The sequence below is a fragment of the Acinetobacter sp. CFCC 10889 genome (assembly GCF_003268395.1).
Taxonomy (GTDB): Bacteria; Pseudomonadota; Gammaproteobacteria; order Pseudomonadales; family Moraxellaceae; genus Acinetobacter.
The window spans coordinates 1-12,698 of the sequence record NZ_LQXQ01000023.1; the positions used below are offsets into that span (position 1 = coordinate 1).

General features: G+C 38.2%; 13 protein-coding genes and 1 pseudogene. 6 read left to right on the plus strand and 8 right to left on the minus strand.

Annotation, left to right across the window (positions count from 1 at the left end; translation table 11 throughout):
• Positions 1-95: 95 nt before the first annotated feature.
• Both AVJ19_RS10335 and AVJ19_RS10340 read left to right on the plus strand, forming a co-directional pair.
• A complete protein-coding gene (locus AVJ19_RS10335; RefSeq protein ID WP_111859631.1) occupies positions 96-776 on the plus strand; it encodes a SprT family zinc-dependent metalloprotease in 681 nt (226 codons plus the stop codon).
• Positions 777-791: 15 nt separating this feature from the next.
• On the plus strand, positions 792-1,355 hold the full coding sequence (locus tag AVJ19_RS10340) for a hypothetical protein (protein ID WP_111859632.1): 564 nt from the start codon (positions 792-794) through the stop codon (positions 1,353-1,355).
• Positions 1,356-1,409: 54 nt separating this feature from the next.
• Here AVJ19_RS10340 and AVJ19_RS10345 read toward each other — a convergent pair whose 3' ends face one another.
• The 8 genes and pseudogenes from AVJ19_RS10345 to AVJ19_RS10380 form a co-directional block, all read right to left on the minus strand.
• Positions 1,410-1,706 (minus strand): cyd operon YbgE family protein, encoded by a 297-nt coding sequence (locus tag AVJ19_RS10345; RefSeq protein ID WP_111859633.1) that lies wholly within the window; start codon positions 1,704-1,706, stop codon positions 1,410-1,412.
• A 4-nt stretch (positions 1,707-1,710) separates the two neighbouring features.
• Entirely contained in the window at positions 1,711-1,812 is a 102-nt protein-coding gene (cydX, locus tag AVJ19_RS10350) for a cytochrome bd-I oxidase subunit CydX (protein WP_002120988.1), read from the minus strand.
• A 23-nt stretch (positions 1,813-1,835) separates the two neighbouring features.
• The gene (gene cydB, locus AVJ19_RS10355; RefSeq protein ID WP_111859634.1) at positions 1,836-2,981 is read right to left on the minus strand and encodes a cytochrome d ubiquinol oxidase subunit II; all 1,146 of its coding nucleotides are present in this window, start codon (positions 2,979-2,981) and stop codon (positions 1,836-1,838) included.
• A pseudogene (locus AVJ19_RS10360) lies at positions 2,978-4,563 on the minus strand (cytochrome ubiquinol oxidase subunit I). The gene cydB and the pseudogene AVJ19_RS10360 overlap by 4 nt, the downstream one beginning before the upstream one ends.
• The gene (gene cydP / locus AVJ19_RS10365) at positions 4,563-4,754 is read right to left on the minus strand and encodes a cytochrome oxidase putative small subunit CydP (protein WP_111859635.1); all 192 of its coding nucleotides are present in this window, start codon (positions 4,752-4,754) and stop codon (positions 4,563-4,565) included. The pseudogene AVJ19_RS10360 and the gene cydP overlap by 1 nt, the downstream one beginning before the upstream one ends.
• A gap of 572 nt (positions 4,755-5,326) precedes the next feature.
• Positions 5,327-5,935 (minus strand): OB-fold-containig protein, encoded by a 609-nt coding sequence (locus AVJ19_RS10370; RefSeq protein WP_111859636.1) that lies wholly within the window; start codon positions 5,933-5,935, stop codon positions 5,327-5,329.
• A gap of 19 nt (positions 5,936-5,954) precedes the next feature.
• Positions 5,955-6,266, minus strand: a complete 312-nt coding sequence (locus tag AVJ19_RS10375) for a Rieske (2Fe-2S) protein (RefSeq protein WP_111859698.1) — start codon at positions 6,264-6,266, stop codon at positions 5,955-5,957.
• Positions 6,267-6,284: 18 nt separating this feature from the next.
• Positions 6,285-7,289 carry an adenosine kinase gene (locus AVJ19_RS10380; protein WP_111859638.1) on the minus strand — a complete coding sequence of 335 codons (1,005 nt, stop codon included), beginning with the start codon at positions 7,287-7,289 and terminating at the stop codon, positions 6,285-6,287.
• A 168-nt stretch (positions 7,290-7,457) separates the two neighbouring features.
• Between AVJ19_RS10380 and AVJ19_RS10385 the strand changes: the two genes are divergently transcribed.
• The 4 genes from AVJ19_RS10385 to AVJ19_RS10400 all read left to right on the plus strand — a co-directional run bounded on the left by AVJ19_RS10385 (position 7,458) and on the right by AVJ19_RS10400 (position 12,660).
• Positions 7,458-7,928, plus strand: a complete 471-nt coding sequence (locus tag AVJ19_RS10385; RefSeq protein WP_111859639.1) for a nucleotide triphosphate diphosphatase NUDT15 — start codon at positions 7,458-7,460, stop codon at positions 7,926-7,928.
• Between the two features lie 5 nt (positions 7,929-7,933).
• Positions 7,934-8,413 (plus strand): GNAT family N-acetyltransferase, encoded by a 480-nt coding sequence (locus AVJ19_RS10390; protein WP_111859640.1) that lies wholly within the window; start codon positions 7,934-7,936, stop codon positions 8,411-8,413.
• Between the two features lie 138 nt (positions 8,414-8,551).
• Complete coding sequence (locus AVJ19_RS10395) at positions 8,552-11,491, plus strand: insulinase family protein (protein ID WP_111859641.1); 2,940 nt, start codon at positions 8,552-8,554, stop codon at positions 11,489-11,491.
• Between the two features lie 20 nt (positions 11,492-11,511).
• A complete protein-coding gene (locus AVJ19_RS10400) occupies positions 11,512-12,660 on the plus strand; it encodes a phospholipase A (protein ID WP_111859642.1) in 1,149 nt (382 codons plus the stop codon).
• Positions 12,661-12,698: the final 38 nt, after the last annotated feature.

Consider the following 12,698-nt stretch of genomic DNA (forward strand, 5'->3'; position numbering starts at 1 on the left):
GGGAGAAGGCTAGGATGAGGGCAAAGAAAACCTCTCCCTAACCCTCTCCTGAAAGGAGAGGGAACTCCAAATCTGATTATAAATTTTTAGAATAAATGACCCCAAACCTCCCCGAAATTCAAATCACTCATCATGCACGAGCAACTCGATTACGCTTACGTGTAGAACCCCTTCAGATCAAATTAACTGTACCTAAGTTTTGTACCAAACGTCAGATTCAAGAATTTTTAGTTGAGTCTGAACAATGGATGATTGAAACTTGGCAAAAACAGCAAGAAAAAGCAGGGCAATTAGATCGAACTTTACCAATAGAATTAAAATTGTTTAACTTAGAACAACCTTTACAAATTATTTATCAAACACAGAAAAATTCTTATATTTTCGATGAGCAGAATCATCAATTATTGATCAGTGATCGTCAGTCTGAACAATATTTAAAAGCTTTCGTGATTGCTTATGCAAAGCATTATTTACCGATCTATTTACAACATGTCAGTGTTGAAACAGGTTTAAATTTTGCTGAATGTAGTGTTCGTCAGCCGAAAACTCGTTGGGGTAGTTGTACTGCACGACATGATATTATGTTGAATAGTGCTTTGGTGTTGTGTGATCAGGCGATTACACGATATGTCTGCGTACATGAGTTAGCGCATACACGGCATTTTGATCATAGTTCTGCGTTTTGGGGCGAAGTTGAAAAACATGATGCGAATTATAAAAACCATCGTAAAATTTTAAAAAGCGGTGCGATGCCATGGTGGTGGTTAGAAAAGTAGATTAGGAAAATAAAAATGTCTAATGATGTACTGCTCATGTTTAATGGCAAGACATTAGTCCCAAAAATTCAACACAAGGGTGATTTTGATATAGCATTTTCACATTGTTATTTGGCAGAATGCTTTTGGGTTGCTCAGTTTTCTTTATTGGTCAAAAATGATCATTTGATTGGTATGACTTATTGGCTCGATGATGAATATTTTGAGGATGTATCGGCTTGGGTGCATCAGTGGAACAGCCCATATTTACAATTAAAAGAGACTGAAAAAACAGAATATTATCATGATGGCTATATAACAAAATATGCTGTTGAAATCTATTTTATTTTGCAAGAGCCTGATCGGTATGACGGTTTGGCAATGATAGAAGATCGGTGGTGGTATTTACAAGATTCTGAAAGGCATCAACAGGGTTGGTATCCTGAATGTATAAAGCCTGAGATAGCAATTCCAAATCTATATGCGATAGGTCTGTCTGATCCTGATCAAATTGCAAAAGAATATGATTTAGTGTGGAAAGGTGAGCGAGTAAAAGACGAACATGGCAAAGTTCGTTTTGTATTTGGTTTTGATAGTTAACTGAAAATAGAAAAAAGAAAACCCTGAGTAAAATCAGGGTTTTCTTTTAAATCATTAGGTTAAGAACCAAGTGTAATAACCCCAAAGCATGAGTGGCCATGCAACATAAGGGCTAAATAACCATTTCCATAACCAAAACCGTGGCAGAAATCCTACGCCATGAATAAATCCACCTGAGATCCCGATCATCACCAACATTAAAACCGTATGGTTATAGTGACCATTGGCATCGAGCATCATTGCAGGGTGGAGCAATAAAACCGTAGCTAAAGGCAATGCCATTAAAAATGAAACTGCCATGGCAAATTTGTTAGGCTTACTTTCTTCTGTTGTCATTGCGATTTCTGTCATGGTGTTATTCCTCATCTAAATCTTGATGATGTTCAATGTAAAGCGCACTGAGTACACCTGCAAAACACGCCATTAAAATTCCAAGAATCCAAGCGAAATACCACATATTTGTTCTCCTTCAACTCTAACTTAGTAAAGACTGTGTGAATTTTCTTGTACATGTTTGTTGGTGATCACACCCCACATTTTGTAGTAACACCAAGTGGTATAACACAGAATGATTGGAACAAAGATACATGCAGCAACAGTCATCACTGTTAAAGTATTTTTACTTGAAACAGCATCCCACATGGTCAAGCTTGCAACAGGATTGATGCTTGATGGCATCAAGAATGGGAACAATGCAAAACCAGCAGTGAGGATCGCACCAATGATCATCAGTGAAGTTCCTGTAAAGCTTAAGCCTGCTTTTCCTTTGCCCGCTGAAGCAATCACAATCAAACTACCTAAAATTGCCATGACAGGTGCAAGGATGGTGATTGGATAAGTTGAATAGTTATTCATCCAACCGTGGTTATTATTGGTCATTACTTCTTTGGCTAATGGGTTGGCAACACCATTTGTATCAAAAGGTTGAGCTAAAGTATAACCTTCGATATTACCAAAGTATAACCATGCACCAGCTGCTAAGAAGCAAACAAGGAACACTATTCCCATTAACTGTGTTGCTTTGGCAGAACGCTGACGCAAAGCACCATCTGTACGTAACATCAACCAAGCACCGCCGTGTGCGTTCAGCATCGCTAGGCTCACTAAACCGCAGATTAAGGCAAATGGGTTAAGCAGTGCAAAGAAGCTGCCTGTATAAGTTGAACGTACAGTTTCATCAAGTGTGAATGGCACACCGAGGAACATATTGCCGAATGCAACGCCGAACACCAGTGCGGGCACAGCACCGCCAATCGCTAAACCCCAATCCCAAGAGGTACGCCATTGGGTATTTTCAAGTTTAGAACGATAGTCAAAACCGACAGGTCGTAAGAACAGGGCAAAGAGAACGAGTAATAATGCCCAATACATGCCTGAGAATGCAGTTGCATACACCATTGGCCAAGCAGCGAATAACGCACCACCCGCAGTAATAAACCAAACTTGGTTACCGTCCCAGTGTGGGGCAATCGTATTGATTGCTGCACGACGTTCATCATCGGTTTTGCCTACGAATGGCATGATTGCCATAGAGCCCATGTCGAAGCCATCGGTGAGGGCAAAGCCAATCAGTAAAACACCGACTAAAACCCACCAGATGATTTTCAGTAATTCATATTCGATCATGATTGAGCCTCTCCAACAACTTGGTTTTTAGCTTCTAATTTTTCAAAATGATATTTACCTGTGTGCAAAGAACTTGGTCCTAAGCGTGCAAATTTGATCATTAAGTACATTTCGATGATGAGCAGAACAGTATAGAACGCTGCAAGTGCAATGATTGAACCCCAAACGTCACCAGTACTTAGACTTGATGCTGACAAATGTGTTGGCAATACTTCACCAATTGTCCATGGTTGACGACCGCCTTCAGCCACATACCAACCTGTTTGAGTTGCGATCCATGGTAAAGGCAATGCATACAATGCAAATTTAAGTAACCACGGTTTGTTTTCTGCATTACGTTTTGCCACGGCATAAGTTGCAAGAATGAACAGCAGTAACATCAAGAAACCAGAAGCCACCATCGCACGGAATGAGAAGAACAATGCGGTTACATTTGGAATGGTATCTTTGGTTGCAGCTTTAATATGATCTTCAGATGCATCTACAACAGCAGGTGTATATTTTTTCAGAAGTAAGCCATAGCCTAAGTCTTTTTGATTTTGTTCAAATGATGCCAACAACTCAGGAGAGCGATCACCTGCACGCAATTTTTCAAGTTCACTATAAGCCACCATACCATTACGGATACGAGCCTCATGTTGAACCATCAAATCTTTAATACCTGTGACTTCTTTATCTAATGAACGTGTCGCAATGATCCCCATCACATACGGAATGCGGACAGCATAATCAGTGCGTTGTTCCTCTTGGTTGGGAATACCAAACAAGGTGAATGGCGCAGGTGCAGGATGTGTTTCCCATTCAGCTTCAATCGCTGCAAGTTTGGTTTTTTGCACATCACCGAGTTCATAACCAGACTCATCACCGAGTAAGATTACAGACAATGTTGATGCCAAACCGAAGATCGCAGCAATGGCGAAAGAACGGCGAGCAAAAGGCATATCACGTTTTTTCAACAAGTAGAAACTTGAGATTGCCAATACGAAAATCGCACCAGTCACATAACCCGATGAAACAGTGTGAACAAACTTCACTTGAGCAACAGGGTTGAAAATCAACGCACCGAAGTCCACAAGCTCCATACGCATGGTTTCATAGTTAAATGCAGCACCAACAGGGTTTGCATCCAACCATTGGCAACTAAAATCCACAATGCTGACATGTTAGAGCCAAGTGCAACGAGCCATGTTACGCCCAGATGTTGCACTTTAGAGAGGCGATCCCAGCCAAAAAAGAACAAACCAATAAAAGTTGATTCCAAAAAGAATGCCATTAATCCTTCAATAGCAAGTGGTGCACCGAAGATATCGCCCACGTAGTGTGAGTAATATGCCCAGTTTGTGCCGAATTGAAACTCCATGGTTAAACCTGTGGTTACACCTAAGGCAAAGTTAATACCAAAGAGTTTTCCCCAGAACTTAGTCATATCTTTATAAATTTCTTTACCTGAAATCACATAAGTGGTTTCCATAATGGCAAGAATAAAAGCTAGACCTAGGGTTAAAGGCACAAAAATAAAGTGATACAACGCGGTCATTGCAAATTGGAACCGCGAGAGATCGACCACGCTTTCAGAAATCATCAACGTGTCTCCTTAGTTTGGGAAGGACTGCCAGCAATACGCTCAGCAACTTGGTTATCAAAATCTTTAGGAATCGTCGGTGCATCAAACCAGATATTTTTGATGACAAGCAAAAGAATGACCTTAATTATTAAAATGATCGTAATTTCTCTAACTAGACGACGATTTATATCGGTGCGTTTAAAGCTCATAACAAAGCCTATATTTAAACTCTATTTATATTATTAAACAAAACTCAACACAAAATAAATAGATAAAACAATTAAAATAAAAATATATTATTAAATTTATAAAAAACAATGATTTAAAATAATGCTAAATAAAAAATAAACTAAAAATAAAAGTTGATTAAAATACTTTGAATTATGAAATAAAGTAGACTAATTTAGTATAAATTAATATTTTAAATCAAAGTAAAATACTATGGATTTAAAAATTAAACCAACTAAAAAGGTTTGTATTTATATTTTAAAATCTGATTAAAATACTTGGATTTATATCTGAATATAAATGAAAATAATAATCATATAAAATCTATGCAAAATAGGATTTGTATATTTTAGGAATGATTTACAAGTTCTTTTAGACAGCAAGACAGTTAAATTTAATTTGGAAATACTTTATTTAGGCACATGTTTGCTACAAAAATTGAAATTTTAGGAAGATGAAAAGATAGAGAGTTAAGTATTTTTGTATATTATAAAAAGAGAAGGCTAATGGGATATTGATTTTGCAATATTGTCATGCAAATCATTTGGTTATTTTACTCTAAGCTGAATAAATCATTAGACACAGAGATTTTTTTGGCAATGTAATGTGATTTACGAAAACGAATTAAAATGATTTGTGACTGAAACTCAAGCTCACCAAATTCAGGCTCAACTTGCACATAGTGTAGTTGACCAAACTCATCACGGACACGGGCTTGTGCTGAAAAACCGGGGCGGGCGTTACCACTTGACACAGTTGCCAAGCGCCCTAATAAATTTACTGTCGTTGGACTAAATTTAGGTTTGATCACTTGGTCTAAACAGTGAATCATAAATACCGTAAAGAAAATAGCGATGACTGAAGCAGGTAAAATGACATAGTACCAAGGGAAAAACTGTTGTTGACTGGCAAAAATACACAATTGTAAAAAATAACCAGCAAAACTGAAATTTATCAGTAGAAAAACAAAAATTAAAACTTTGGCAAATTTAACTTGCAAGAGTGGGGCGCGGGACAGCCAAACTGGCGAGATTCGTTTTAGAAATGTACTTGGTCTTAAACCAACATAATAACCAATCGTTTCCGCCATACTCAGCAAAATTAAGGCGAGTACACTTAAATGAAAAGGCATTAAGTCATATTCTAAAAAAAATGAGAGCATGGCTGTCCCTGAGAATAAATTATTCTTCTACGATGTAAATACCACCATCCGAATGGACTTTAATATTCACTTTTTCAAGTGTATCACCCAAGCATGGTCCCGAAATACATTCACCTGTTTCCACATTAAATAAAGCGCCGTGGGTTGAACATTGGATATATTCACCATCTTGGTCTAAAAACTGATTTTCTAAAAATTCAAGCTCAGTTTGTAGATGCGGGCAGAGGTTTTGATAGGCATAAAAAGCACCATCACGTTGGGTGATAAAAATCGTATCGCCTGTCATGGTGTCAAATGCACGTGCTTCACGTTCTGGAATTTCTTCCATCATGGCAATTTTTTCAGACATTTATGCAGATTCCTTTTTAAAGCTTGTCAGCAAGTTTGCATAAGCTGCAACTGCTAAACGAGGACCAAACTGAGAAACCACTTCACTTGAGATCAGAATCGCCAATTGAGCAGCAGTTTGTAAAGATTCACCAGCATTCAGTGCATATAAGAATGCACCTGCAAAAGCATCACCTGCGCCGTTGGCATCTACTGCAAGTACTTTACGACCTGATACATAAAAATGTTGTTCCTGATTGGAAACAAGCACACCTTTTTCACTGAGTGTAATGACAACGTCATGACTAAGTAATTTCAATTTTGCCAATGCAGCTTCGACTGAATCAGTTTCAGTGTACATCATGGCTTCTTGTTCATTACAGAAAATCAGATCCACACCATCATCAATCAACTCATCCAAACCTGTACGTGCATATTGCACCATTGCAGGATCAGAGAGCGTGATTGCAATTTTGACAGCATTTTCTTTGGCAATTTGACGAGCAATTTTCACGGCTGCACGTGCTGAATCGCTGGTCGATAAATAACCTTCGATATAGAGCCATTTTGCAGTTTTCAGTGGTTCAAAATCCATTTGCGTATCTGATAATTCTGCGGTGATGCCTAAGTAAGTGTGCATGGTACGTTCTGAGTCTTCACTCACAAGTACCATACATGTGCCTGTCACACCTTCACTGATTGATTTTTCAGAAGTTTGGATGCCTGCTTCATTTAAGCCTTTGAGGTAAATTGAACCAAGTTCATCATTGCCTACACGGCAAGCATAAAATGCTGAAGCGCCCAATGCACCAAAAGCAACCGCAGTGTTGGCAGCAGAACCGCCCGAAGCTTGACCTTTATAATTTTGGCTTTGCTGTAAATGTGCATAAAGTTGGGCTTGCGTTTCACCATCGGTGAGTTGCATGGTGCCTTTTTGCAAATTTTCTTGGGTCAAAAATTCATCAGAGACTTTAAATTCTTGGTCAATGAGCGCATTGCCAATTGCAAAAAGATCAACTTTAGCCATGTTATGTATCACATCTATATTTTAAAAGCTAAAGTTTACACGAATGCTCAGTTTTACAATAGTTTGTTGAAGAAAATTCAGTTTAAATGGCAAATAACACCTAATTTCATCACATGCAAAATAGATTATGCTAAAACCAACATGACATTCTAAAATGGAAAGCAGGATATGCCAAAAATGCAACACGCTTTGATCGGTGTAGGCGTGATGTTAATCGATGATACGCAACAGGTTTTATTGGGCAAACGAATTAAACATGATGAATCCGTGACATGGTGCTTTCCCGGTGGAAAAGTAGATGAACATGAGGGTTTTGAAGATGCGGCTGTCCGAGAATTATTTGAAGAAGCGCAACTTCAACTTGCTGCTGAACAGGTACAAGTTTTTATGTTAATGAATGATATTGAACGTGATTATATAAACTTGACTGCAGGTGTAGTCTGTCAGTTGGACAATGCTCAAAACGATTTAAAGCAGTCGATTCAGGTTACTGAAGCTGATATTTTTGAATGTTGGCAATGGTTTGCTTTGGATGCATTACCTGACAATTTATTTCCTGAAACACAAGTGATGTTGGATTATTGGTTAAAGTATCATATTGCTCAGAATTTTAAAATTCATAAGATTTTGCAAGCATAATTCTCATGCCTAAAATCATTCAAATCACTGAACTTCCCATACAATTAGAACAATTAATCTTTCATGCACAACAAGAAGGTTTTCGCTTTTTAACTCGGCTAAAATCTGAGTTTGAAACGGGAATAAATCGGTTTGATCAGCAAGGAGAAGCTTTATTTGCAGTGTATAAAAATGATCAATTGATTGGGATCGCAGGTCTGAATCAACAGCCTCATGATTTAGAAAATAGCCTAAGTATCAATAAATTGAACTTTTCATCCACTCAGATTGCTCGTATACGCCGTTTTTATGTTCATCCAAGTTTTAGACAATCTGACATTGCCCGAAAGTTACTGACTGAAATAGAAAGGTTTGCTCAACACTATTTTAAAATTTTAACTTTATATACAGATAAAACAGGCGCAGCAGCATTTTATCAAGCATGTGCATATCAGACTTGCCAGCATGCTAAAATTAGCCATTTTAAAATTTTATCAACAACTTGAAAAATAATTAAATTTACAATTCCGAGTATAAAGCTAGGGATTTTTGTAATGACAATACTTTTAATAGGTGAATTAGATTGAATTCTGAATGTATAATGCCATATTAGATGTTATATTTTTTAAATTTTAGGAGATCACATGACTGTAGATGTCACTGAAACCTTAGCCCACACTGTTCATCCTGCGTTTCAGTTGGTACGTCAACACCATGTTGAAGCTTTAGATATTTTAGTTTCAGAATATAAGCACAAAGTGACTGGTGCTGTGCATTTCCATTTAGCAACCGAACATGATGAAAATGTATTTCTCGTTGCATTTCGTACACAGCCGATGGACTCTAAAGGCGAAGCGCATATTTTAGAACATACTGCATTATGTGGTTCAGAAAAATTCCCAGTTCGTGATCCATTTTTCTTGATGATTCGCCGTTCACTCAATACTTTTATGAATGCATTTACGGCGGCGGACTGGACAGCGTATCCATTTGCAACACAAAACCGTAAAGATTTCCAAAATTTACTTGAAGTCTATATGGATGCCGCTTTTGCCGCAAATTTGAATCCATTGGATTTTGCACAAGAAGGCATTCGCATTGAGTTGGAAAATGGCGAACCTGTCTATAAAGGTGTGGTTTTTAATGAAATGAAAGGGGCGATGAGTTCTCCTTCAGACCAGCTTTATCATCAATTGGCACATCATTTATTTCCAAAAACGACTTATCACTACAACTCAGGTGGTGATCCAAAAGACATTCCAGACCTAACTTACGATGAGTTAGTGACTTTCTATAAATCACATTATCATCCAAGTAATGCGGTATTTATGACTTTTGGTAATCAAACTGCTTATGATTTACAAGAGCAATTTGAAACATTAGCACTGTCTAAATTTGAAAAGGGTGAAACACTCTATTCAAAAGCTGAACAGCGTTTGACTGCACCAATCGCAGTACAAGAGAGTTATGCACTTGATGGCGATGATCTGAAAGATAAAACTTATCATGTTTTGTCATGGTTATTGCCTGAAGCGAGCAATATTAAAGTTCGCTTAGGTATGCGTTTGGTTGAAGGGATTTTATTAGAAAATTCAGCGTCACCACTACGTCATTATTTAGAGACTTGCGGTTATGCACAGTCTACAGGTCCATTTATGGGCGTGGATGATTCTAATTTTGAAATGACATTCTATTGTGCTGTGCAAGGTTCAAACCCTGAACATGCTGAAGAGTTTAAGAATGGCGTGTTGAATATTTTACAACAAGCAGCGTCTCGACCTGCTGATGCTGAAATTGTGGAAGCAATTTTACATCAAATCGAATTGCATCAACGTGAAATCAATGGCGATGGTACACCATATGGTTTATCTTTGATTTTAAATGGTTTAGGAAGTGCCATTCACCACAATGATCCTGTGCATGTGTGGGATGTGGATACTGCCATTGCTGAAGTGAAAGAAGAACTTAAAGACCCAATGTGGTTGTCGAATTTGATTCAAACTTATCTGTTGGATAATCCACATCGTGTGCAATTAACTTTAGTACCTGATGCCAATAAATCCGCACAAGAAGCAGCAGATGAGAAACAGCGTTTAGCAAAAATTGGTGCAGCACTCAGTGAAGAGCAAAAAGCTGAAATTGTGGCGCAAACTGAAGCGTTAAAAATACGTCAAGAAACTGAAGATGATTTAAATCTATTGCCGAAAGTAGGCTTAGAAGATATTCCTGCGGATTTGCAGATCGTACAAGGTCAGCTACGTGAAATCATTTCTAATCAAGTGGATACACCTTTAAATCTGTATCATGCAGGAACCAATGGTATTTATTATCAACAAGTATTGATTCAAATTCCTGATCAAATCGTAAAATCACCATATTTCAATTTGCTCTCAGTGCTTATGGGGGAAGTTGGTGCGGGACAGTACGATTATTTAGAGCTACAACAACTGCAAACTGCGGTGAGTGGTGGCTTAGGGATGGGTGCATCGTTACGTTCAAAAACGGATGATAAAGGTAAAATTACTGCTTGGTTGACATTAACCACCAAGTCTTTATCGGATAAACTTGACGCAATTGGCTTGTTGAAATTGGCATTTGAGCAATTACGTTTCGATGAAAAAGACCGTATTTTAGAGCTATTGCAGCAACGTAAAACGCGTTGGGCATCTCGTTTGTCAGGTTCAGGGCATAGTTATGCGATGCAGATTGCGTCTCGTAACAGCAGTGCCTTGGCGCAACGTGATTACCAAAATACAGGTTTAGGTGCTTTAAATTGGTTGGCTGAGCTGGTTGCTAAAATTGAAAAAGATACAGTTGAGTTTGATGCTTTAATTGATGAGCTAAAAGCAATTCATCGTGGTTTAATGCTTGCACCAAAACAATTTTTATTGGTCTGTGAAGAACATCACTCTGAGCGTTTACTTGAAGAAATTCAAAATGTTTGGGATAAATTGGAAGTAGATCAATCTCCTGTTTTATTGACAGAAGTTGAGCAGTTTTCGAGTGATGCAGATGAAGCATGGTTGATTCAAGCCAATGTTCAATTCTGTGCATCGGCTTATCAAGCGGTTGAAGTGTCGCATCCTGATGCTGCACCATTAATGATTTTGGCAGCGTATTTACGCAATGGTTTCTTACACAGTGCCATTCGTGAAAAAGGCGGTGCATATGGTGGTGGCGCAAGCTATGATGGTAATGCTTGTGCATTCCGTTTCTATAGCTATCGAGATCCACGTTTAGCAGAAACTTTTGCAGATTTTGAAGCAAGTTTAAACTGGTTAATGACCGAAGAGCAAAAACCACATCAGCTTGAAGAAGCGATTTTAGGTTTAGTTTCAAGTATGGATAAACCGGGTTCACCTGCGGGCGAAGCGATTACAGCATGTTATGCGTTATTGCATGGACGTACACCTGCATTTAGACGTCAGATGCGTGAGCGTTTACTTAAAGTGAGCTTGGAAGATTTAAAACGTGTTGCACAAACTTACTTAATCGGTCAAAAGCCAACAAGAGCAGTGGTTGCACCATTCGCCAAAAAAGAGGCTTTAGAGCAATTAGGTTTTGAAATCAAAAAAGTAAATTAAAACTCTTTTTGGAGAATGCTATGTCGTTCAAAACTTTTGAACGCACACCATTGAACCTGAGCATCTTAATGATGCTCAGTTTTGGTTGGGTGACTGTTACACATGCTGAAACTGCGTTGATGAATCCTGCAAGCACACAAGCGTGTGTGGCTTTGGAGTCCAATGCAGATCGTTTAGCTTGCTATGATGCATTGTTTAAAGCTGGAACATCTGAACCTGTTCCTGTGATCGTTTCAGAACAACGTGCTGCTCAAGAGCTAACAGTACCAAAAGCTGAGCCGCAAGGCATTAAAGCTAAAATTGAAGATAAAGTAGAAAGTTTATTTTCAGTACATGGTGCAAAAATTGATCCGAATACATCTTTATTAGACAAGCGTTGGGAACTTTCACCAGACAGTAAATTAGGGACATGGAATATTCGTGCCCATCAACCTGTTTATTTATTGCCTGCGTTCTGGACAAGTAGTAAAAATGAGTTTCCTCATAGTCCAAATCCTCAGAACACTGTGGAAGAAGCACAAGATTTAAAATCGACAGAAGCAAAATTCCAAATCTCGTTAAAAACCAAAGCGGTTGAAAACTTGATTGGTGATAATGGTGATTTATGGGTAGGTTATACTCAGTCATCTCGCTGGCAAGTCTATAACGAAGATGAATCTCGCCCATTTCGTGAAACTAATTATGAGCCTGAAGCCAGCTTAGTATTTAGAACCAATTATGAAGTATTGGGCTTAAACGGACGTTTACTTGGATTGACATTAAACCATCAATCGAATGGGCGTTCAGATCCACTGTCTCGTAGTTGGAATCGTGTGATGCTGAATCTTGGTTTTGAAAAAGATAATTTCGCCTTGATGATTCGTCCTTGGTATCGTTTAGATGAAGATGCGAAAGATGATAATAACCCTGACATTAAAGACTATGTTGGGCGTGGTGATATGACCGCATTTTATCGTTGGAAAGATAATGAGTTTTCATTGATGTTGCGTCACTCACTCAAAGGTGGTGATGACTCACATGGTGCAGCACAGTTTGATTGGGCATTTCCAATTAAAGGCAAACTGCGTGGACATTTCCAACTGTTTGATGGTTATGGCGAAAGTTTGATTGATTATAATCACCGTGCAACCTATGTTGGCTTAGGTGTTTCATTGATGAATGCATTTTAACAGCAAAGATCAAAGATGAAAAATAAAAAACCGTTCAA

Excerpts from the sequence above, each read along its gene's own strand:
- AVJ19_RS10400 (WP_111859642.1), top strand. The coding sequence starts at position 11,512 with ATGTCGTTCAAAACTTTTGAACGCACACCATTGAACCTGAGCATCTTA.
- cydX (WP_002120988.1), bottom strand. The coding sequence starts at position 1,812 with ATGTGGTATTTCGCTTGGATTCTTGGAATTTTAATGGCGTGTTTTGCA.
- AVJ19_RS10340 (WP_111859632.1), top strand. The coding sequence starts at position 792 with ATGTCTAATGATGTACTGCTCATGTTTAATGGCAAGACATTAGTCCCA.
- cydB (WP_111859634.1), bottom strand. The coding sequence starts at position 2,981 with ATGATCGAATATGAATTACTGAAAATCATCTGGTGGGTTTTAGTCGGT.
- AVJ19_RS10380 (WP_111859638.1), bottom strand. The coding sequence starts at position 7,289 with ATGGCTAAAGTTGATCTTTTTGCAATTGGCAATGCGCTCATTGACCAA.
- AVJ19_RS10345 (WP_111859633.1), bottom strand. The coding sequence starts at position 1,706 with ATGACAGAAATCGCAATGACAACAGAAGAAAGTAAGCCTAACAAATTT.
- AVJ19_RS10395 (WP_111859641.1), top strand. The coding sequence starts at position 8,552 with ATGACTGTAGATGTCACTGAAACCTTAGCCCACACTGTTCATCCTGCG.
- AVJ19_RS10335 (WP_111859631.1), top strand. The coding sequence starts at position 96 with ATGACCCCAAACCTCCCCGAAATTCAAATCACTCATCATGCACGAGCA.
- AVJ19_RS10385 (WP_111859639.1), top strand. The coding sequence starts at position 7,458 with ATGCCAAAAATGCAACACGCTTTGATCGGTGTAGGCGTGATGTTAATC.
- cydP (WP_111859635.1), bottom strand. The coding sequence starts at position 4,754 with ATGAGCTTTAAACGCACCGATATAAATCGTCGTCTAGTTAGAGAAATT.
- AVJ19_RS10375 (WP_111859698.1), bottom strand. The coding sequence starts at position 6,266 with ATGATGGAAGAAATTCCAGAACGTGAAGCACGTGCATTTGACACCATG.
- AVJ19_RS10370 (WP_111859636.1), bottom strand. The coding sequence starts at position 5,935 with ATGCTCTCATTTTTTTTAGAATATGACTTAATGCCTTTTCATTTAAGT.
- AVJ19_RS10390 (WP_111859640.1), top strand. The coding sequence starts at position 7,934 with ATGCCTAAAATCATTCAAATCACTGAACTTCCCATACAATTAGAACAA.